The sequence below is a fragment of the Neoaquamicrobium sediminum genome (assembly GCF_013240295.1).
Classification (GTDB): domain Bacteria; phylum Pseudomonadota; class Alphaproteobacteria; order Rhizobiales; family Rhizobiaceae; genus Aerobium; species Aerobium sediminum.
This window is the reverse complement of the sequence record NZ_JABETK010000004.1, coordinates 300,335-321,730: the sequence shown is the minus strand read 5'-3', so window position 1 is coordinate 321,730 and position 21,396 is coordinate 300,335. Positions and strand designations below refer to the sequence as shown.

Genomic DNA, 21,396 nt, shown 5'->3' with positions numbered 1-21,396 from the left:
CCGCTGTGGCGATTGCGCCGGCTGGCAGCGCCGGTGCCCAGGACGCGGTCTTTACCCAGGACGGCCCCGAAAAATTCCTTTGGCGCTCGGAAGTACTCAACCGCGATGATGTTCAGGCCGAACTCGGCGATCTTTATGTGACGTTGCAGACCAACGGCGCGTTGACTACGAAACAGGTGAGCATCGAAAAGGGCGAAACGCCGACCGATGTGATGATCCGCAACGGTGTGGCCGCACTGGTTGAAAAACAGGATGCCGCTCAGCGTCGACGCGATGCTGTGCGATCTCAATACCGATATCTGCCGGTCCGACCGCAAGGGTGGCAGCGACTGGACGCGCGCCTGGCCAGGGCGCACGCTCAACCTGCCGGACGTTTCGCTTGAACTGTCCTACAAGGTTGGTGTCCGGAACACGGCCGAATTGACAGCTGGGCGATCCGATGTCGAAGTCGTCGAGACGTCCGATCTTTCCGCTCTGTGGTGCCGGCGCACCGGCCCGCAGCATGAGCTCTGCAAGGACAACGAAATCTCGGGAGGCTGGACCCAGGAAACGCCTGCGATCTACCAGTATGTCTACGACAGCAACGTGGACGTGGAGCGGTTTGCCAAGGTAGCAAGCCCATCCGCGTTGAAGGAGCTGGGCGCGAGCGAATCCCCGGTGAAAATGGTTGCGGTCCCGGTCGTGGAAGCGAGGGTAGGGACCGGAGCGGCGTCGAAAGGTGAGTTCTCGCGCGTCATACAGGATTTGTCGAATAACGTACTTGTTGACCAGAAACTGAGGCTGCAATCGTTTTTCGAGACGAACGCCAAGCGGTTCAGACCGATGGGGTTCGTGGACGAGAACGGCAAGCCGAGCCGGCCGTGGCGGGAAGGCGAAAACCTATCGCCCGTGAAGGTCGCGCATATAGATGCCGCAGCCGAGTTGACGCACTGCGCATTCGGCCAGGGCGTGGCGCTCAAGCGCTGGAACTTCGAAACGCAGGAACTCGAAGACGTTGAACGGCCGGCGCAAATTGTTGCCGCTGCCGGTGGTGCGACTGACGCCGGTCCGGCTTGCGGCCTGCTCAACAGCACGCCTCTTGTCGAGAAGAGCCATGGCACCCATACGCTCGGGTTGCTCGTCGATCTGTTGACCCTCGGCGGGAACATCCAGACGCCCGCTGCCGCCGGCGAACCACCGATCACCATATACCACGTCCCAATCGGCCTCTCGCAGGCAAACCAGATCGGCATGGAGGCGCTGGAAGAGGTTGTGCAGCTTCTGCCGTGGTGGGACGTCAAGGTCGTCAACATGAGCATTGCCTGGAACAAGGCTGACAGCAGGCCGATCGAGGATGCGATCGTCAGGCTGCCCAACACGATCTTCGTCGCGGCCGCCGGCAATCACGATGAGACGAGCGGATGCAGCGTCAGCCCCGCATGCATCGAGAGCAGCAATGTCATTTCAGTGATCGGCCTCGACCTGGACGACAACAACAAGCTCAAGATTCTCAAGGATAGCAATTACGGCTCCCGTTACCACGACATCGGCGCTATCGGCGCAAATCTGGTCTCGTCGGTGGACGGGGAATGATTGGTCCCCTTTCCGGAACCTCCCAGGCTGCACCTCTGGTGTCGGCCGCAATTGGCCACCTGATCCGGCGCGGAAAGACTGGCATCGAGGATATCTATCAACGGATCATGACGACGGCGGTTCTCGACAGCAAGCTGCTTGAGGCCTCGAAGGCAACGATGATCGATATGCGGCGGGCGATGGATTTCGACGTCGACTTCCTCGAACTGAACAACGGCTGCAAGATGCGCGGCGAGTTCAGGGGCTTCGTCACCGTTGGCGACATTGTCGCTGCCGACGTCGAATCGGGTGGCCATTTTTATCTGAGCGAGCCTGACCTGCGGCGCGTGTTCTACAACGAGCGCGAGGACTGGCACCTGATGATGCATGTGCGCGGACATGAGTTCCTGCGGCGTGCTTACCAGATCGAACCGGATCATCTGCAGCGGGAATTCCGGTTCCTGCCCGCAACGCTGGAAAACTGCGGGGACCAGGAGGCGGATGCCGTCGCCAGGTTCAAGCTTGCCGATGTCCACGACCTGATGTTGGCCTCGCGCTGAGGAAGAAGACGAATGCGCCTGCTCGTCGCCATCTGTTTCACCTTCGCCACGCTCGGCCCAGCGTTGGCGCAAGAGGAGCCGCCGCCGCTTTCAGTTCCGCATACCGAGGGTGTCGTGGAACAGATTGCCGCATCCTTCCCGCCGCCTCCGGACGAGAGCGGCGGCGGCACCACCGGCCCCGCACAGTGGGCGCAATCCTTCCTGCGCGCGGGCGCCGCGCTCATGCAGCTTCATTTTTCCGACATCAGTTTTGATCCGGACGAGTATTTCGAGATCGAGATCGTCAACCGCAACGGTGAGGTCGTCCAGAAGCTGACCAATGAGACACTGGCCGGTGTCGACGCGATCTGGACGAATATCGGATGGGGCCAGTCGCTGGGCGTTTCGGTCTATGGCAATCGGGGCGGCACTCTTGCCTTTACCATCGACGCCGTGAGCTTCGACAAGCGTGGGCCGGTGCTGGAATCGATCATAGGCGAGGACGAGCGCGAGCATCTCTACCGCTACGAAGGGCAGTTCCTGCCGGTTGTCGATCGCGTGCAGGGTGCGGTGGCGAAACTCTCGATGATCAAGACTGAAGGCGGGCGGCAAATTCGCGAGGTCTGTTCGGGGTTCCTCATCGGCGACGACGTGCTGGTGACCAACGAGCACTGCGTGGCGGATCAGCCGACATGCCTGGCCACCAAGGTCATATTCGGCTTCGTCTACAACAATATCGGCCAGACGCCCGGCCTTGAGCAGTACGATTGCCAATCGGTGTTGGCCGTCGACGTTCCGCTGGATATTGCGGTGCTGAGGATCGCGGAGAAACCGGGCCTGCGCTGGGGCACGCTGGCACTCGCCGACGAGGATGTATTGGCGGACCAGCAGCTTTTCGTCCTGCAGCATCCGCTGGGTGAGGCCAAGCAGATTTCGGAAGTGGGTTGCGCTGTGTTCGAGGCGGTTTCGCCCGGCCGCTCTGGCCAGACCGACTTTGCCCATCTGTGCGACACGCTGGGCGGTTCGTCTGGTTCTCCGGTCTTCAATGCCGCCGGCGAGGTGGCGGGACTTCATCATTGGGGGCGGTCGATCGTGGGCCGCTACAGTGGATCCAACCGGGCGGTTCGCGCCGGGTTGATCAACGCGTTTCTTGCAGACCATGTCGTCAATGCGGGGGAGCAGGCAAATGACGGGCAGCAGGCAGTGGATCAATAACTGGCGGGGGCTGACGATCTTTGCCGTCGCCTTTCTGGCGAGTGGGCTTGGTGGCGGCAAGATCGAAATGGCGGCGCAGGCACAAGAAACCTGCGCCGCCGGTCTCGTCTGTCTGGATCAAGGCTGGAGCGAGCGCGATCGCACAAAGTGGTACAGAACCAGCCAGGGCTCACGGTTGCTTCCTCTGAGCTGGGCGCTGGCGTTGGAGGAGGCGGGGCGGGAAAGTCCGTTCTTCGCCTACGAGAACATGCGAGCGCTGGGTTATCTGCCGGCACAGGCGAGCGCGGCCAACCCGCACGGCCTGCCGATCGGCTTCGTGGTCGACGAGGAGAATTCGAACCGCGCCGACATCATGTGCGAAACTTTCCCGGAAACCTGCAACGGTTTCCTGATGCGCAAGCCATGGCTCGGAATGACGTGTTCGGCATGCCATACCAACGACATAGAGTATGACGGCTCGCGCATCCGCATCGAAGGTGCGCCGACGCTTGCCGATTTCCAGAGCTTTCTGGAGCGTATCCTGGCCGCACTCGAATCCACCGCGGCGGACGAGGCCAAGTTCGACCGCTTCGCGCGCTCCGTGCTCGGTGCCGAGCTCAGCGTGCCGTCACGCGTCGCGCTTCGCGCCCAACTCGTCGAACAGATCGCCTGGCAGACACGGTTGATCGATGCCAACCATACCGACCTGCGCTATGGTTACGGTCGCCTCGACGCACAGGGTCATATCCTCAACAAGGTGGCTGCCGTGGGTGGCGGTGCACCCATGTCGGGACCGCTCGCCTCAGATGCGCCGGCAAGCTATCCGCACATCTGGAATACCGCGCAGCAGGACAAGATCCAGTGGAACGGGATCGCGCGCAACATTCTGAACATCCCGCTTTTCGGCAAGAACACGGACATCGGCGCGCTGGTGCGCAACACCTCCGAGGTGATCGGCGTGTTCGCCCATATCGAAATCAATCCGCGTTGGATGACGACCTTGCTCGGCTACAAATCCAGCCTGCGCGTCGAGAAGATGGTGGATCTGGAACAACAGCTTGCCCGCCTGCAGTCGCCACGCTGGCCGGAGGACGTGTTGCCGCCCATCGACTGGGATAGCGCGGAGCGCGGTCGCGCACTTTTCGAGACCCAGTGCGCCAGATGCCACGCCGATCTTGCCTCGGACGACCTTACCACTCCGATCAAGGTTCCGATGCAGCCGATCAGGGAGGGCGGGACCGACATATTCCTGGCGTGCAATACGTTTCTGCACTGGTCGAATGCCGGCAAATTCGAAGGCCGCCGTCCGTTCGTCGTCAAAGGCGACAGGATTGACAGTGAGGATTTCACCCGCGACATGCTCACGAACGCTGCCGTGGGCGCCGTGATCGGGCGCTCCGACGAGCTGGTCGGAAGCCTGTTCGACGACATTTTCCGCCGTGGCGGATCCCCGGAATCCCGTGAATCGGGCGCTGGCTTCGACTATCTTCCTGGCGTGACCGATCCCGTAAAGAAGGAGATTGCGCAGGCCTGTCTGACTTCACAGGACGCCGGCCTGCCGGGAGACGAGAGCATCCTCGCCTACAAGGCACGGCCGCTCAACGGCATCTGGGCTACCGCGCCTTATCTGCATAACGGCTCGGTGCCGACGCTCTATGACCTGCTGCTGCCGTCGCCGCTGCGGGTCGTCGTGCCCGCCGGCGAGACGCTTGCTGCACCAGGGCCTGGCAATCGCCCCGCATCCTTCCATGTCGGCAGCCGCGTCTTCGATCCGACCAAGGTGGGCTTCTCGACACAACCGGCCGAGCTGCTCGTGCGCAGCGATGGAGAGGTGGTCGAGACGTTCGAGTTCAAAGTCTATGGAGGCGACGGTTCGCCCGTTCCAGGCAACTACAATTCCGGCCATGATTATGGCACCGATGCGCTGAGCGAGCAGCAGCGCTGGGAACTGGTGGAGTATCTGAAGACGCTGTGACGTTGGTTGAGCCGGCCGGATGACCTGAAGCTGCCATCTCGCTGGCCTCTGGCGTGGGCTGTGGCGATGCTTTGGCAGGTGCCGGCTGTTGACAAGCAAAAATTCTTCAATATCGAAAATAAGGCGGCGTCATCTTTGCTGTTTTCAGTCTTTCAAGGTAAAGTGTTCATGTGGGGGAGTGGAGGAAGTATCATGAAGAGAATCCTCATTCTTTCCGCTGTCACGCTTGCTATAGCGGGATGCCAGACCGACCCTCAACCTATGAACTCGCCCATCGTTTCGTCCGCTCCGGGCGTGCCTTCGGATATTGCTGATCTTGTCGATGCGCGTGCGGCCGGGGGCGAGACGCAGCTTATGGCGCGCGGCTACACTCTGGCGCGCACGGCCGGTCTGACCGCGTACTGGTGGAATGCCGGCAGCGGCACATGTGCCGCCGTTGTCACCGGGCAGGGGCGCTACCAGAGTATTCGCAGCGTGAGCGCTTCGGAGTGTGGGGCATCAACAACGGCTGCTGTGGTTGGCGTGCCGACAGATATCGCCGACCTCGTCGGTGCGCGTGGCTCTAGTGGCGAGATGCAGCTCATGGCGCGCGGCTACACGCTGGCCCGCACGGCCGGCTTGACCGCCTACTGGTGGAATGCGGGCACTGGTGTGTGTGCCCAAGTCGTGACGGGCGAGGGGCGCTATCAGAGCGTTGACGCAGCCAGCCGAAGCGATTGCGGCAGATAAAGATCACCGCCGCTACGGGCGAAGTGGAGTATTCCCGTGAGAACCATGTCCAACCTTCTCATCCTGGTGGCGGCGATGCTCCTTTCGCTACCTGCAATTGCGCAAGATGTCCGCGAAGAACGTGTGTCGTTCCAGCCCGGACGATCGGGGGCCGATATCAGGGGATCGATCCGCGGCTACGAGATCGTCGACTATCTGATCGATGCGCGGGCGGGTCAGACGATCGAGATTTCGCTGAAGACGTCGAACCTGTCGAGTTACTTCAACCTTCTGCAGGAAGCGATCTCACGGCAATCTATGTCGGATCCACGGAAGGCAACGACTATGCCGGTGTTCTCCCCGACGACGCCGATTATCGTATCCGCGTCTACCTGATGCGCAACGCGGCGCGGCGTGACGAGACGGCAGACTATACGCTCTCCGTCGCCATTACCGGCGGAAAGGCCACGGCACCTTCACCCGACTACGCTGACGGGCTGGCTGGAGGTCCGGACTTCTGGCAGGTCAAGGGCGTTCCGGCTGGCGACACACTGAACGTGCGTTCGGGGGCGGGCACATCAAACCGTGTCGTGGGTGCGCTGGCCAATGGTGACCGTGTCCGCAATCTCGGCTGCGAGATGGCTGGAACAGCCCGCTGGTGCCGGATTGAAGCCGCTTCGGGGCAGGCGCTGACCGGTTGGGTGAGCGGCCGCTACCTCGTGGAAGCAGGCGCTGAGCCGAACAATGGTATCAATTCTCAAGCCACTGGACAGATTCCCTGCTCACCCGTGGCCGGGCAACCAACCACGAACTGCGCTTTCCGCGTTACGCGCGGAGGCAACGGCAACGCGGCAGTGTGGATCGAGCTGCCAGCAGGTGGCGAACGCTATGTCGAGTTTGTCGATGGCAGGCCTGAGACCACCGACGCGGGAATGCAGATCTCGTTCGAGAAGATTTCCGACCTTTACCTCATCCGCATCGATGGTTCGGAACGCTACGAGATACCGGAGGCCGTCGTCTACGGCGGCTGATATATAAGCGTGTGTTGCCGCCGCGAACCGCGCCTACCTCAACCTGGTATCGAATGCTGCGGCCGGTCCGGACCTAGGACATGATGACGAAGTCCTTTGCCGAACGCGTATCGGGATGAAGCGGCGCTTCGGTCAGGATCATCGGGGTTCCCGGGTGCATATGTTTCTGCACCCGGAGAAGAAAAGCGTTATCGGCGCGCAGCCTGTCAACGGCTCTCACCTGTCCGCCGAGCGGTCTTCCCTGCGCCTCGTGCGTGATCGCTATCCACTGCATACCCTTGGCAACCTCGTTGGACTGTTGCAATGTATAGACGTGGTTTACCAGTGGCCCTTGCCCGTCGATTATGAGCGACGTTTCGGCGACGACCTCCGAATTCTCGACAAGCATGATACGCCGGTCGCTCGACGAGGCGATCACTGAGGTGATCGGACTGGTAGCGAGATCGGTGGGCCTGCTCCTAACTGCCGTTCAGCGGTCAGGTGCAGGCGCGAATTCCTGGCGGATTGCCATGCTGTCGGCACCAAGGGCGGGCACGCGACGGGCGACATGGCGCTCACCATCCCTGACCGCCGCCGGCGCGGGAACTGTCTGCGGCCCCGTTTCGGTTTCGACGCCGGTCTGGACGAGATGCGGATGTGTCAGGAGATCGTCGATGCCGTTGACGTCGGCAAAGGCAGTGTCCGTCTCGACGAGCAATCTGACTGCCTCATCGTGATCCAGTGCAGCGAAACGCTTGGCCACCGCCGCATCAACCGCCGCGCGGTTCTGGACCCGTCCATTGTTTGAGGAAAAGTCCGGATCGGCCGCCATGTCGGGCCGCGCAAGCACGTCGCGCGCGAAGATCGCCCATTCGCGGTCGTTCTGGATCGACACGAGGACTTCTCGCCCGTCGCGGGTGCTGAATACGCCGTAGGGCGATATCGATGGGTGGGCGAGCCCGATGCGCTGCGGTGGCGTGCCGGCGCGTGCGTGCAGGAACGGCACCGCAAGCCAGTCGGCGATGACGTCGAACATCGAAATTCGGATGTCCACCCCCTGCCGGTACGATCCCGCTGAAGCAGGGCCTCCAGGATCGCGGCATGAGCGGTTGCGCCGGTCGCGATGTCGACCAGCGAGATGCCGACGCGCGCCGCTGATTCCGGCCCGCCGGTAATGCTGCACAGACCGCTGTCGGCCTGGATGAGGAGGTCGTAGGCCTTGCGTCCGGAATAGGGACCTGTGTCGCCGTAGCCACTGATCGAGCAGCAGACCAGCCCAGGGTTTCGCGCGAGCAGCGCTTGTGGACCCAGTCCCATGCGATCGAGAGAGCCGGGCTTCAGGTTCTGGACAAGTACGTCGGCCCGCTCGATCATGCGCAGGAGCAGCTCACGATCGCCAGCGTCCTTGAGGTCGAGGACCACCGATTCCTTGCCACGGTTGAGCCAGACGAAATAGCTCGACAAACCGTTGGCGGCCTTGTCGTAGCCGCGTGCGAAATCGCCTTCGGGGCGCTCAACCTTGATAACGCGAGCGCCCGCGTCGGCCAACCGTGAGGTACAGAAAGGGGCTGCCACCGCCTGTTCGATTGTAAGGACGAGCTTACCTTCCAGAGCGGTCATGCTGGCACCGTTGGCTGTTCGCCGGCATCGGACGAAAGCGTCGCGGTCGCCGTCATGGTGGTCTTGCCGGAAGCATCCGCGACCCACAGCTCGAGCGGGGCGCCACGGCCTGCGTTGACGGTGAAAGATTGGCCGTCGAAGAGCGGCGATACGCCTCGGAACGCGAAGCTGGCGGGATAGGCACCACCATTCTCCTGCCTTGCCAGATTAAGGAGCAGGGTCGCCTGCAACGGGCCATGCACAATCAATCCCGGATAACCTTCCACGTTTGCGCAATAGTCGCGATCGTAGTGGATACGGTGGCCGTTGAAGGTTGCCGCCGAGTAGCGCATCAACAGCACCGGATCGGCCGTGACGCTGATGCGGCGGGCAGCCTCTCCCGTCTGCGGTGCGGGCGCCGTCGATGCAGCTGGCGCGCTTTCCATCTGGCGATAGACGATGTCGTGGCGCTCGCTCAATGCGAGACCGCGCGGCGTTTCGTATCGGTGCGAGACCTGCACGAAACAGAGCGAACCGGAGCGTCCGTGCTTCACCGAGACATCGTCGATGCGCGAGATGCGCGTCACCCGGTCACCTACGCGGAACTCGCTGCTGAACCGAAGCTCGCCGCCCGCCCACATGCGGCGGGGAAAGGGAACCGGCGGCAGGAAGTCACCGCGCGCGGGATGGCCATCCGGGCCCAGCCCCGACATCGGCGCAATGTCGGGGCAAAGGCACCAGTGGATGCCGGTGGGCGCCGGCGCGCCCTCGGTGAAATCCACGCCCTCATCCAGGATGGCACCGAGACTGGCGGCGAGACGCGGCGTGATCGTGTCTTCGAGCGTCCGCTTCCTGCCGATCCAGCCGCGCAGATGTTCGATGTCGATGTCTTCTGTTCCCATCAATACGACCGTGGCATGCCGAGAACATGTTCGGAAATGTAACTCAGGATCAGATTGGTCGAGATCGGCGCCACCTGATAGAGGCGCGTTTCGCGGAACTTGCGCTCCACGTCGTACTCCTCCGCGAAACCGAAGCCGCCATAGGTCTGCACGCAGGCTTCGGCGGCCGCCCAGGACGCCTCGGCGGCGAGCATCTTGGCGATGTTGGCTTCCTCTCCGCATTGTTCGCCGGCCTCGTAGAGTTGGGCCGCGTGGTGGACCATCAGCTCGGCGGCGCGCATCTGGGCATGTGCTCTGGCGATGGGAAACTGAATGCCCTGGTTCTGGCCGATGGGACGGCCGAAGACGACGCGCTCGCAGGCGTAGCCACGGGCCTTGTCGATGAACCACTTGGCATCGCCGATGCACTCGGCGCCGATCAGAATGCGCTCCGCGTTCATGCCCGACAGGATATAGCGGAACCCCTTGCCCTCCTCGCCGACGAGGTTGCGGGCAGGCACGCGCACATTCTCGAAAAACACCTCGGTCGTCGCGTGGTTCATCATGGTGCGGATTGGGCGGATCGTCAGGCCTGCGGTCTTCGCCTTGTTCATGTCGAGGATGAAGACCGAAAGCCCGTCAGTCTTCTTGGCCACCTGGTCGCGCGGGGTGGTGCGTGCCAGAAGCAGCATGAGGTCGGAATGTTCCGCGCGGGAGGTCCAGATCTTCTGGCCGTTGATGACATATTCGTCGCCTTCGCGTCGCGCCGTCGTGCGTAGTGACGTGGTGTCGGTGCCGCTGGTCGGCTCGGTGACGCCGAAGGCCTGCAGGCGCAGTTCGCCGCTGGCGATGCGCGGCAGATATTCCCGCTTCTGCTCTTCCGAGCCGTGCCGCAGGATCGCACCCATGATGTACATCTGCGCGTGGCATGCGCCGCCATTGCCGCCGGCACGCTGGATTTCTTCCAGGATCGCAGCGGCCCCCGACAGCGGCAGCCCAGCGCCACCATATTCCTCGGGAATCAGCGCTGCGAGATAGCCCGCCTGCGTGAGTGCCTGGACGAATTCGCTCGGATAAGCGTGCTCGCGATCGAGCTTCTGCCAGTATTCACCGGGAAATTCGGCGCAGAGCTTGGCGACCTCTTCGCGGATTTCACGGTATTCGGTTGCGGCGCTGTTCATATGTTTGCTTGTCCTCCCAGCTCTCGCAGCGTCGGCATGTCGGCCAGACGCGAGAGTCGTTCATGCAGCATCGCTGCATCATCGTTCAGCACCGGTCGCGCAAGTGTCATGAACTTGGCGGAGAGCGCCTCGGGCGACGGGAAGGTATCCGGTTCACCGGACGGATCGGGGATGCGGCGGCTAATGGTTCCTTGCGGTGTCGTAACCTCAAGCGTCGCACCGAACGGGTGGCGCAGGCCCTCGAGGCTTTCGTCGCGGATGACGTCGACCCGGTCGCAAAGCGCGTCGATTTCGGGCTTGGCCAGCAACGCGTAGTCGTCCCAGCCGAAACGGCCCAACGTCAGCGCCACGGCGGCCGCAAACGGCATGGAGAACTGACCTTCGACGATGCCGCGCACCCTGCGCTTTTCTTCCAGGGGTGTTCCGGTCAATGTTATGCCGTTTCGATGGAGGCCTACCGTGACGGATTTCACCTGTTCCGTCGTGAGGCCAAGTTCTGTGCGCAGTGCCACGAGCCCGTCGATAGCGGCATGCGTGTAGCGGCATGTCGGGTAAGGCTTGAGCCCGATGTTCATCGTCTCCCAGACGGAGCCCAGTCCGGCAACGGCGCGTTCGGGATCGGCGCCGTCGGTGTAACCGACCAACAGGCCGTGCTTGCCCTCGATCGCGTCGGCTGCGCCGAGAAATCCTTCGCGCGCGAGTGACGCGGCGATCAGCCCGTTCATGGCGGCTGCCCCAACCTGGAAACGCTTGTTCCAGGCGCCGTTGACGAGGAACTGAAGCGAGCCGGCGGCCTGGCTTGCCGCCACCCCAAATGCCGAGGCGATCTGTTGCGCGTCGAGGCCGAAGATGCGCCCGGCTGCCGCCGCCGCGCCAAAGACGCCGGCCGTCGCAGTCGGGTGGAAGCCGCGCGCGTAATGCGCGGTCGGATCGAGCGCGTTGCCGATGCGTATCATCACCTCATAGCCGGCTACGATGCCGCTGAGCGCTTCCCGCCCGCTGCAGCCAGTCATCTCCGCAGCAGCAAGGGCTGCGGGAACGACCGGTGCACTCGGATGGGTGGAACTGTCGGAATGCGTGTCGTCGAAGTCGAGCGAATGGCCGAGCATGCCGTTGAAAAGGGCCGCGGTAGCGGGCGTGTAGCGACGGTTGAAACCGAACACGGTGATCTCGCCGGGACCGTCGATGCTGAGACGGGCCGCCATGGCCAGGAGTGCGGGGGTGGAATTTGATTCCGCGCCGGCACGTACGATGCTGCCAACCAGATCGGTCACCAGATCGCTGGCCCGCAAGGGGACCTCCGGTGGCAGCGCGTCATAATGCAGAGCCGCTGCGAATGCAGCCAAGCGCTGGGTGATCTGGGACGGCGCTGGCACTGTCATATGTTTTTCCTCATGCAGCTCCCAAGCATGAATAGCAGGACCACAGAAGGGAAATAGGGTTTTGCGTCGGTGTCTATAGGATAATGTTATATCTGCGACGATGAAAACGCTTGAAAGTTTTCGCTCCGGCCGTCGCAAGGACGCGCGCTTGAGACGGACTCTTATCGGAGGTGGCGTTGGACCTGAGACAGTTGCGCTATTTCGTGGCGATCGTGGAACAAGGGTCGTTCTCGCGAGCGGCACAGGTTCTGAACATCGCGCAGCCGGCCCTCAGTGCCCATGTCCGCAACATGGAGGCGGACCTTGGCATGCAATTGCTCTTGCGGAGCGCACAGGGCGTGATGCCGACGGAGGCGGGGACGACCTTGCTGCGCAATGCACGGCTGGTGATCGAGCAAGTCGCCACGGCGGAGGCAGAGGTGCGCGGGCACGCCGCCGAGCCGCGGGGCGAGGTGCATATCGGCATTCCAGGCACGATCAGCCAGAAGCTGGCGGTGCCGCTTATCCTCGCCGTTCGGCAACGATACCCCGGAATCAAGCTGCGGATCGCAGAGGCGATGAGCGGCTTCGTACTGGACTGGCTGCGCGCCGGCCATGTGGACCTCGCGATCCTGTACATTCCCGCGGTCGACCGGAGGCTTGCGTCGGAATGCCTGTGCGTGGAGGAGCTTTGCCTTCTTGGTCCGGCCGGCTCCAGATCAGGTCCGGCGCGGCCGCATGGATCGTCGATCGACTTCGGAAACGCGATCGAGCTGCCGTTGATACTGCCCGGCCGCGCGCATGGACTGCGTGAGATGCTGGAGCGCCTCGCATTGTCGCGCAACGCTTCACTCAACAGCGAGATCGATGTCGATTCCTATGCGGCCATCAAGCTCCTCGTCGAGCGCGGGGTCGGCTTTTCGATTCTGCCGCTGCATGCCGTTGCAGCCGAACTGGAAGCAAAACGCCTGCGTCGCTGGTCGATCGTCAACCCGGTCGTGCAGAGGGAGGTTCATCTGGCACGTCCCGGCGACAAGCCGGCGCCACATGCGGTGCAAGCGGTTGAGGCACTGTGTCGTGAGGTGGTGTTCTCGCTGGTTGCCGAAGGTGCCTGGGAGGGCACGGTTCAGGTCGTGCCTGCCACGTAGTCAGCCGTGACCGCCCGCGCGGTCCATGGCATCCAGCATCGCCAGATCGTGGATCGCCAGTTCGGCCCGGCTGCGCGCGAGAGGGACGAAGGTTGCTGCAAGACCGCTCGGTCTCAGGGTGCAGATCGTGAAACCGGCGCCGTCAACGACACGGAGGCCGGCGATGTAAGTCGTGTCGACGGCGTTATGGAGGCCGGTTCCGATAATGATTGGCACGCCGTGCCAGTGGATCACGCTGTCATGATGAACGTGGCCTGACAGGATCGCTGCGACCCGACCGCCGCCCACGATTTCCGCAAGCCGGGCACTGCTTGCGGCATCGAGGCTGTGCCAACCGGCGTCGCCGTCTTGGAGATGTGGCGGATGGTGGCACACGACCACCTTCGGGATGTCCGGTTCGCGCTTCAGCGCGGCTTCAAGAAACGCGAACTGGTCGTCGCCCAGCGCTCCCGAAATGCGGCCGGGAATGCTGGAATCGAGTACAATCACATGCACGCCGGCGATGACCGTGTCGTGGAAGTAGGGCGCATCCGGGTCACCCGGTTGTGCGAGCATGACGGACCGGAAGCCCGGCCGCGTATCGTGATTGCCAAGCGCCATGACCATCGGTAGCGACAGGGGTTCCAGCAATTTGCCCAGCTTGCGATAGGCATCAGGCTCGCCATGGTTGGTGAGGTCGCCCGCGATGACGATGAATGCCGGCTTCTCCGCAAGTTTGTCGATACAGGCAACAACCTCTTCAAGCGTGCGGCTCGTGTCGGTCAATAAGCCTGCTTCCGCCAATGGCCGGTGCGAGACGTGAAGATCGGAGAGCAGCAGGAAGTCCACACGATCGGTCATATCAATCCTTTCGTCGGAACGGTTGAAAGCCGCGTTTGCACGCTCAGGTCGGATCAGCCGACGATTGCCATGCCGCTACGCTGCGCGCAGCCTCATCGGCGGTGCGGTCCAGCGAGAAGCCGGGCTTGAACAGCGAGGAGCCGAGGCCGAAGCCGGTGGCTCCCGCTCGCCGCCAGGCTGCGAAGTCGTCTGGGCCAATGCCTCCGACGGGGTACATTTCGGCGCCTGCAGGCAGCACCGCACGCAAGGCGGAAAGCCCCTCGGGCCGCATGACATTAGCCGGAAAAATCTTCAAAGCGTTGGCACCGGATCTCAGGGCCGAGAAGCATTCGCTTGCCGTGAACACGCCGGGAAAGGAGCCAAGGCCCAGTGCGCGGGTGCGCTCTATGATTGCTGGCTCGCAGTTGGGTGAGACCACGAAGCTGGCCCCTGCATCGGCGACGGACTGTACCTCGTCGAGCGTCAGCACGGTTCCCGCCCCGATTCCCGCGACTGCGGAGAAGGCTTTCGACATGGTGTTGATCGAACGCAGCGCATCGGGCGAATTGAGTGGCACCTCAATGCGCGTGATGCCGGCGCCGATCAGCACCTCGGCAACGTCGCGGGCTTCTTCGGGCAGGATGCCCCGCAGGATAGCGATCAGCGGCAAGGTCAATTCGTCTTCTCCACAATCATGAGGTCATGAGCCATTTGCAGGCCTGCGCGCGCCAGACCATCGCCGTCCAGCCGCTGCGCATCGCCGCCGTTGAGCCGGATAGCGCGTTCATAAAGGCTGGACAGCGTGTGCGAACCGACGATGGCCGGCCTGGCGGTGCGAACTTCGTCGCCGAGCGCGGCAATCTCAAGTCCGATCAGCAGCCCGGACAGGCGGGCGCGAGCGACATCCGGTGCGGTTCCCTCGAGCAGCGATGCGGCGCGGATCGAAAACAGGGCGGCTGAAAGTGCCGCTGGGTCTGCGGCTGCCTTTAGCACGGCCGCGTCGAAAGCTTCATCGTCGAACGCCGAGGCGTCGCCCAACGCGTGACGCAGGACCGATTGCCTTGCGATTATGTCGAACAGCTCGCCGGTCATGAACGTACGAAAGCGTTCGATCTCTCCGCCGCGGATGAAGGCCCACTTGTTGTGCGTTCCCGGCAGGCAGACCAGGCCCTCGAAATCCGGGTCCATGGCGAGAAGGCCGGCGATCTGAGTTTCTTCGCCACGCATCACATCTGCCGGGTTCGCTTGGCTCAGTCCGTGGATGATCGTGACCGTAATGCGATCGTCCTCACAGCCGACGGGTATCATGGCGTTGCGCACCAAGGGCGCGCAGGGCACGGCGACGTATGGTGCCTCCTGCCATCCCTGGCGGGCGCCGACCATGCCGCAGGCAATGACGGGCAACGGTGTCATTCTGCTCGCGGCGAGCCATTTTTCAATGACATTCAGCAGCGCCGGCTCGAACCCGTCGCGCGTGAGGCTCGCCATACCGATCGGGGCGGCGGCAGTGGCCACGACTTCGCTGCCCCGCATGGCCCAGGCCCGCAGGTTGGTGGTGCCCCAATCGACGCCGATCCAGTCGATATATGCGGCTTCATTCATGATGCTTTATCCCCTCCACCGCATGTCGTGCGTCCACGCGCGGTAGCGGATGACGCAATGCCAGAGAGCGGTACGGGTTTCAATCGACCTGTTTGCCCATCGGCCTCAGGGTTGTTTTTCGGGCTCGATGCTTTCGAGGTATTTCAGGAAGCTGCGGCCACACCTTCGATCAGGTCGTCGCGGAATGCATCGGCCAGTGCGTCCGCATCCCGGTTCCGCAACGCGGCAATCACATTCAGATGCTGGTGTGGTCCGTCGTAGCTCGGGTGGCCGAACGGGTAGAGGAAGTTGAGCAGCGGTCCGATCTGCACCCACAGCCGTTCGAGAATGTCTATGAGCTGCGGCATTTCCGATCTGCGATAGACGGAGAAATGGAACTCGTAGTTGGCCAGCAGCGCCGTCGGATAGTCCTTCTCCAGTTCGGCGCGGATCAAGGTCTCGTGGACCTGTTCGAGTTCGGCGATGAAAGCATCGTCCACGTTCGGCAGGGCCTTTACTGCCGCGTGGGGCTCGAGAAGCAGCCTGATCTCGCGGAGTTCCAGGTATTCGCGCAAGGTCAGCCGGCGCACGCGAATGTAGTAACCCGGCTTCATTTCCAGCGCGCCGTCGCGCACGAGCTGAAGCAGCGCCTCGCGCACCGGCGTCTCGCTTGTTCCAAGGCTGTGCGCCATGTCGCGTATCTTCAACCGGTCACCTGGCTGGAGGCGCGCGGCCATGAGCTGATACTTCAACTGGGCGTATATCTGAGCGGAGAGGCTCTTCGACTGAATGTCCGGTGGGCCTTGCATGTAATCGTCAACTCCAGTGCGGAACGCCCGCATTCCAATCGTACCTACCATTGGGGGTTTTGGCAGGTCCAGCATCTTGGTCGAGTCATGACGGCGAACGCTTGCCATGATGAGATACATGATATATCAAATTTATGAGCAATGCGATGCGGGCAGGAAACATGGATCAGCAATCTATCGATGCGGCACTCAGGGCGCGCGCGGACAAGGTCATCCCAGGCGGGATGTGGGGACATCAGAATGCCACCCGTGTGCCGGCCGGCTATCCGCAATATTTTTCGCGCGGCGAGGGCTGCCGCATCTGGGACGCGGATGGCCGCAGCTATATCGACTACATGTGCGCCTGGGGGCCGATGATCCTCGGCTATGGCGATCCCGATGTCGAGGAAGCGGCGCGCCAGCGGGCGCAGGGCGACGGGCTCAATGGGCCGACACCGCGGCTGGTCGAACTCGCTGAACTCATGGTCGATACTGTCGCGCATGCCGACTGGGCGATGTTCTCGAAGAACGGCACGGACGCCACCACGGCCTGCGTGACGATCGCGCGGGCCGGAACCGGACGGCGCAAGGTGCTGGTGGCGCGCGGCGCCTATCATGGGGCGATACCGTGGTGCACGCCCTCGGTTGCCGGGGTCACCGAAGAGGATCGCGCCCATCTGGTGTATTACGACTATAACGACGCGGCCAGCTTGGAGGCGGCGGTGGGATCGGTAAAAGGCGATCTCGCGGCCATCATCGTATCCGCCTTCAAGCACGACCTCGGCAAGGACCACGTGCTGCCCGAGCGCGCATTCGCGCATGCCGCGCGCAGGGTCGCGGACGAGGCCGACGCCGCGCTGATCGTGGATGACGTGCGCGCGGGTTTCCGGCTCGACATGGGCGGTAGCTGGGAGCTGGTCGGCGTAAAGCCCGATCTCTCGGCATGGAGCAAGGCCATTGCCAATGGCCGCGCGCTTGCTGCGGTTACCGGCAATGACCGCTTCCGCGAGGGAGCGAAGTCGATTTTCACGACTGGCTCATTCTGGACGGCAGGCGTTTCGATGGCGGCCTCGATCGCCACGATCACCAAGCTGCGGGACACGAATGCGGTTGGCCTGATGAGCGCGTCGGGCGAGCGCCTTCGTGCGGGGCTGCAGGCACAGGCACGGAAATACGGCCTGGCGCTGCGGCAGAGCGGGCCCGCGCAGATGCCGGTTTTCCTGTTCGAGGGCGACGAGGATCGCAGTCTCGGCAGCCGATTCTGCCTCGAAGCGCTCAATCGCGGCGTCTACTTCCATCCGACGCACACGATGTTCCTGTCGGCGGCCCACACCAGCGAGATCATCGACGAGACGCTGGAGATCACCGAGGAGGCATTCAAGGCCGTTGCGCACGTTCACGAGGAGTTGGCCGCGAAAGCCGGTTGACCGGACTTGCGTTAGATATATCATGTATCCCATGGGAGGTGTATTGCCGTGAGCGCCCAGTCGCACCATGCCGACCGCCGGAATTTCTCGGTGGCCCATCTGGCGGATCGAGCCAAATTCATCCGGCTTGAAACGCTTCGCCTGACGCGTATCGCCGGTGCAGGGCACTATTCCAGCACGTTCTCTGCGGCCGAACTTTTCTCCGCGCTCTATTACGCGCATCTGCGTATCGATCCGGCCAACCCGAAATGGGAGGATCGCGACCGCTTCGTGCTGAGCAAGGGGCATGCGGCCATCGGGCTTTACCCGGTGCTGGCCGATCTCGGCTTCTATCCGCCATCCAAGCTCGACGACTTCACCCGGCTGGGCAGCGCGTTCGGCGACCATCCGGACATGAAGAAGATTCCCGGCATCGACTTTTCGTCCGGTTCGCTGGGGCACGGCCTTTCGGTTGCGCTGGGAATGGCGCTCGCGGGCAGGGTCGCGGGCCGCGTCTACCGCACCTATTGCATGCTCGGAGACGGCGAGCTGAACGAGGGCCAGATCTGGGAAGCGGCGATGGCCGCCGGTCATTTCAAGCTCCAGGGGCTCGTCGGCATCGTCGACCGCAACCAGCTTTCGATCGATGGACCGACGGAAAAGGTCATGTCCGTCGAGCCGTTGGACGACCGTTTCCGCTCGTTCGGCTGGGAGGTCACGCGCATCGACGGGCACGACCTGCCGACGATCCTCGAAACGCTCGGCGCGCTGAAGCCGGCGGGCGAGGGCAAGCCGCAGATGATCATCGCCGATACGATCAAAGGGCGCGGCGTGAAATACATGGAGCTGTCGCTCGACTGGCACGTCGGCAACCTCGTCGGCGCCGACTACGACGATGCCTGGTCGGAGATCGAGGCCGGGCTCCAGCCTCTCGAGAAGGAGAAGGCATGATGGGCGCGGCAGGACAGGACCAGAGCACGCTCTTTCGCGGCGACGACAACGAGCTTCGGCTGAAGGACGAGAAGTCCGTGCGCGGCACGCCGGCGAAGTCGATGCCGGCATTCATTCTTGGCGACGAACTCGCGGACCTGGCAGAGACCGACCCGCGTATCGTCGTCGCCACCGCCGATCTCGCCAACTCAAGTCGCACGCGCGACTTCGCCAACCGCCATCCGCATCGCTTCATCGATTTCGGCATTGCGGAGCGCAACATGATAACGGCCGCAGCCGGCATGGCCTCCTGCGGGCTCGTGCCCTATGTCGCGACATTTGCATCGTTCGCGGCGATCCTCGGCGCCGAGGCGATCAAGACGGATTGTGCCTATCCGCGCATGCCGGTGCGGATCATCGGGCACCATTCGGGCATCTCGATGGGGTTCTACGGTACCAGCCACCACTCCACCGAAGACCTCGGCATGATGCGCAGCGTGGCCGACCTGACAGTGGTCTGCGCGGCTGATGCGAACCAGTTGCGCGCGATATTGCGCGCGTCGGTGGATCATCCGGGCGCGATGTATATCCGCCTCGGTCGTGGGCGCGACGCCGAGGTCTATCAGGACGTGCCTGCTGATTTCGCTTTCGGCAAGGCAACGAAGCTGCGCGACGGCAACGACCTGACGATCATCACGACCGGTTCTCAGGTCCATGCTTCGCTCGCAGCGGCCGACCGCCTGGCCGCAGACGGTGTCGGCGTGCGGGTCATTGACATGCATACGATCAAGCCGCTCGATGAAGAGGCCATTCGGGCAGCGACGCGCGACACACGCGCGATCCTGACGGTGGAAGAGCACAATATCATCGGCGGGCTCGGTTCGGCCGTCGCAGAGGTGCTGGTCGACGAAGAGCGGATTCCCTTCCGCAGGCACGGGATACTCGACGAGTTCTCGCTGATCGGGCCGCCGGCGGCGCTCTATGCGCATTACAGGCTCGATGCCGACGGTGTGACGGCGGTCGCAAAGGAGCTTTTGCAGAATATCAACTAGGCACTGGCGGGTCCCGAAAAGAAAAAACAGGGCAACGGGACCCTGATGACCAAAAACAATGGGAGACTGTCATGAGAACCGGAATACGCACACTTCTGCTTGCAGGTGCCGGCGCCGCCGCCATCCTGTCCGGGTCGGCTGCCGCGCAGGACCAGCCGCTCGTCATCGCACGCAATCTCGAGATCAACTCGCTCGACCCACACCGGGCCTTCTGTGACACGTGCCAGATATATCTTAGCTCCACCTATCAGGGGCTCGTGAAGCTGGCCGCCGACGATCGCTCGGTCGAGCCGCTTCTCGCGACGGAATGGACCTCCAATGAGGACCAGACGCAGTTCACCTTCAAGCTCGATCCGGAAGCGGTGTTTTCCGATGGCAGCCCGGTTGAGGCGAAGGACGTCAAATGGACGTTCGAGCGGCTCAAGAACCTGCAGGCCGATCCATCCTTCATGATGAACGGGGTGGCGTCCATCGAGACGCCGGATGAGAAGACCGTCATCGTCAACATGGAAAGCCCGAACTCGGAATTCATCGGCATTCTGGCCGCGCCTTATGTCGGCATCATCAATAGCGACGTTGCATCCGAAAACGGCGCGACCGCGGGTGAAGACGCCTCTTCGGCGGACCAGGCGGAGACCTGGTTTCTGGCAAACTCGGCCGGCAGCGGCCCCTATGTGCTCGACACTTACCGGCCGGACGACGAATTGCGCTTTCGCGTGAACGAGAACTACTGGGGGATGCGCCGCCGATCGGCGAGATCGTCATCGATCACGTCGCCGATGCCGTGTCCCAGGCGCAGATGCTGCAGAGCGGCGGCGCCGACATTGCCATGCAGGTCGATCCGGATACCGCTTCAACGATCAATTCGCCCGACATCACGATCGAGACCGTGCCGTCCTACAACTTCATCTATGTGATGTTCTCGCCGGGTGCCGAGGGCGGCGACATGCTCGATCTGGAGGTGCGGCAGGCGCTCGCCTACGCGATCGACTACCAGGGCGCAATCGACTTCACCGTCGGCGGCGAGGGCGAGCTGCAGGCTTCGCCGATCCCCAACGGCTTCCCGGGGACCGAAGGCCTGCCGATGCCGGAGGAAAACCTCGACAAGGCGCGCGAAATCCTCGCCTCGAAGGGGCTTGAGGACGGCTTTACGCTCGACATTACGGTCGCTTCCCTCAACGTCTACGGTGTCGATCTGACTTTGCTGATGCAGAAGATCCAGCAGGATCTCGCGCGCATCAATGTGAAGATCAACATCCAGCCGGTAGCTTCGGCCGTATGGCGTGAGCAGATCGCCAATCCGGGCATTCCGTTCAGTGCCAGATTCTACGCCCCTGACTATTACGGTTCGGCCCAGTATGTGCAGTTCTTCGGCATGCTGCCCGACACCTACTGGGAGCGGAACGCCAGCGGACAGGGCAAGGTCGATCTCGTCAACAAGAGTGAGGTAGACCTTTTCCAGCAGGCGCTCGCTGCCTCCGGAGACGAGATGAACCGGCTCTATAGCGAGATCGCGCTGGAGATGATCAAGGACCGCATCATCGTGCCGGTGGTAAGCCCCAACCTCATTCTGGCTTACCGCAGCGAGATCGAAGGCGTACGCTACAGCGCGTGCTGCAACCTGCCGCTGGCAGAGATCGGCCGCAAGTAAACGCACGGCCTGCAAAGGGGCA

At 62.8% G+C, this 21,396-nt stretch carries 19 protein-coding genes and 2 pseudogenes; 12 read left to right on the top strand and 9 right to left on the bottom strand.

Translation table 11 applies throughout. The annotated features are described in order from the left end of the window. The first annotated feature begins 252 nt into the window (after positions 1-252). From HK436_RS33280 to HK436_RS27450, 7 genes are all read left to right on the top strand, one after another. On the top strand, positions 253-1,572 hold the full coding sequence (locus HK436_RS33280; RefSeq protein WP_173194815.1) for a S8 family serine peptidase: 1,320 nt from the start codon (positions 253-255) through the stop codon (positions 1,570-1,572). A 38-nt stretch (positions 1,573-1,610) separates the two neighbouring features. Then, positions 1,611-2,111, top strand: a complete 501-nt coding sequence (locus HK436_RS27475) for a hypothetical protein (RefSeq protein ID WP_173194814.1) — start codon at positions 1,611-1,613, stop codon at positions 2,109-2,111. 12 nt (positions 2,112-2,123) lie between these two features. Then, complete coding sequence (locus HK436_RS27470) at positions 2,124-3,305, top strand: trypsin-like serine peptidase (protein WP_173194813.1); 1,182 nt, start codon at positions 2,124-2,126, stop codon at positions 3,303-3,305. Continuing rightward, positions 3,277-5,259 carry a di-heme-cytochrome C peroxidase gene (locus tag HK436_RS27465; RefSeq protein ID WP_173194812.1) on the top strand — a complete coding sequence of 661 codons (1,983 nt, stop codon included), beginning with the start codon at positions 3,277-3,279 and terminating at the stop codon, positions 5,257-5,259. Before HK436_RS27470 ends, HK436_RS27465 begins: the two co-directional genes overlap by 29 nt. Positions 5,260-5,325: 66 nt before the next feature. Further along, a complete protein-coding gene (locus tag HK436_RS27460; RefSeq protein WP_173194811.1) occupies positions 5,326-5,988 on the top strand; it encodes a hypothetical protein in 663 nt (220 codons plus the stop codon). A 45-nt stretch (positions 5,989-6,033) separates the two neighbouring features. Next, a complete protein-coding gene (locus tag HK436_RS27455) occupies positions 6,034-6,363 on the top strand; it encodes a hypothetical protein (protein ID WP_173194810.1) in 330 nt (109 codons plus the stop codon). Beyond that, positions 6,363-6,998: an SH3 domain-containing protein gene (locus tag HK436_RS27450; RefSeq protein ID WP_173194809.1), complete on the top strand. Its 636-nt coding sequence runs from the start codon at positions 6,363-6,365 to the stop codon at positions 6,996-6,998. Before HK436_RS27455 ends, HK436_RS27450 begins: the two co-directional genes overlap by 1 nt. Positions 6,999-7,071: 73 nt before the next feature. On the opposite strand, the gene HK436_RS27445 is transcribed toward HK436_RS27450, so the two are convergent. The 5 genes and pseudogenes from HK436_RS27445 to HK436_RS27425 all read right to left on the bottom strand — a co-directional run bounded on the left by HK436_RS27445 (position 7,072) and on the right by HK436_RS27425 (position 12,020). Beyond that, positions 7,072-7,416 (bottom strand): hypothetical protein, encoded by a 345-nt coding sequence (locus tag HK436_RS27445; RefSeq protein WP_173194808.1) that lies wholly within the window; start codon positions 7,414-7,416, stop codon positions 7,072-7,074. A 51-nt stretch (positions 7,417-7,467) separates the two neighbouring features. Then, a pseudogene (locus tag HK436_RS27440) lies at positions 7,468-8,597 on the bottom strand (CaiB/BaiF CoA transferase family protein). Further along, entirely contained in the window at positions 8,594-9,478 is an 885-nt protein-coding gene (locus HK436_RS27435) for an HTD2 family dehydratase (protein WP_173194807.1), read from the bottom strand. Before HK436_RS27435 ends, HK436_RS27440 begins: the two are co-directional and overlap by 4 nt. Next, on the bottom strand, positions 9,478-10,638 hold the full coding sequence (locus HK436_RS27430) for an acyl-CoA dehydrogenase family protein (RefSeq protein ID WP_173194806.1): 1,161 nt from the start codon (positions 10,636-10,638) through the stop codon (positions 9,478-9,480). Before HK436_RS27430 ends, HK436_RS27435 begins: the two co-directional genes overlap by 1 nt. Next, positions 10,635-12,020 carry an MmgE/PrpD family protein gene (locus tag HK436_RS27425; RefSeq protein ID WP_173194805.1) on the bottom strand — a complete coding sequence of 462 codons (1,386 nt, stop codon included), beginning with the start codon at positions 12,018-12,020 and terminating at the stop codon, positions 10,635-10,637. Before HK436_RS27425 ends, HK436_RS27430 begins: the two co-directional genes overlap by 4 nt. Before the next feature lie 176 nt (positions 12,021-12,196). Between HK436_RS27425 and HK436_RS27420 the strand changes: the two genes are divergently transcribed. Beyond that, positions 12,197-13,147 (top strand): LysR family transcriptional regulator, encoded by a 951-nt coding sequence (locus HK436_RS27420; protein ID WP_173194804.1) that lies wholly within the window; start codon positions 12,197-12,199, stop codon positions 13,145-13,147. Here the strand turns inward: HK436_RS27420 and HK436_RS27415 are convergent, their stop codons facing one another. The 4 genes from HK436_RS27415 to HK436_RS27400 form a co-directional block, all read right to left on the bottom strand. Then, positions 13,148-13,987 carry a metallophosphoesterase family protein gene (locus HK436_RS27415; RefSeq protein ID WP_173194803.1) on the bottom strand — a complete coding sequence of 280 codons (840 nt, stop codon included), beginning with the start codon at positions 13,985-13,987 and terminating at the stop codon, positions 13,148-13,150. 43 nt (positions 13,988-14,030) lie between these two features. Further along, a complete protein-coding gene (locus tag HK436_RS27410; protein WP_173194802.1) occupies positions 14,031-14,642 on the bottom strand; it encodes a 2-dehydro-3-deoxy-6-phosphogalactonate aldolase in 612 nt (203 codons plus the stop codon). Further along, positions 14,639-15,568, bottom strand: a complete 930-nt coding sequence (locus HK436_RS27405; protein WP_173194801.1) for a 2-dehydro-3-deoxygalactonokinase — start codon at positions 15,566-15,568, stop codon at positions 14,639-14,641. The genes HK436_RS27410 and HK436_RS27405 overlap by 4 nt, the downstream gene beginning before the upstream one ends. 143 nt (positions 15,569-15,711) lie before the next feature. Next, a complete protein-coding gene (locus tag HK436_RS27400) occupies positions 15,712-16,356 on the bottom strand; it encodes a GntR family transcriptional regulator (protein WP_173194800.1) in 645 nt (214 codons plus the stop codon). A gap of 146 nt (positions 16,357-16,502) precedes the next feature. Between HK436_RS27400 and HK436_RS27395 the strand changes: the two genes are divergently transcribed. From HK436_RS27395 to HK436_RS33850, 4 genes and pseudogenes are all read left to right on the top strand, one after another. After that, complete coding sequence (locus tag HK436_RS27395; protein ID WP_173194799.1) at positions 16,503-17,762, top strand: aminotransferase class III-fold pyridoxal phosphate-dependent enzyme; 1,260 nt, start codon at positions 16,503-16,505, stop codon at positions 17,760-17,762. A gap of 48 nt (positions 17,763-17,810) precedes the next feature. Further along, the gene (locus HK436_RS27390; RefSeq protein ID WP_173194798.1) at positions 17,811-18,692 is read left to right on the top strand and encodes a transketolase; all 882 of its coding nucleotides are present in this window, start codon (positions 17,811-17,813) and stop codon (positions 18,690-18,692) included. Beyond that, complete coding sequence (locus HK436_RS27385) at positions 18,689-19,723, top strand: transketolase family protein (RefSeq protein WP_206680597.1); 1,035 nt, start codon at positions 18,689-18,691, stop codon at positions 19,721-19,723. Before HK436_RS27390 ends, HK436_RS27385 begins: the two co-directional genes overlap by 4 nt. 71 nt (positions 19,724-19,794) lie before the next feature. Continuing rightward, positions 19,795-21,374, top strand: a pseudogene (locus tag HK436_RS33850) (ABC transporter substrate-binding protein). Positions 21,375-21,396 lie beyond the last annotated feature (22 nt).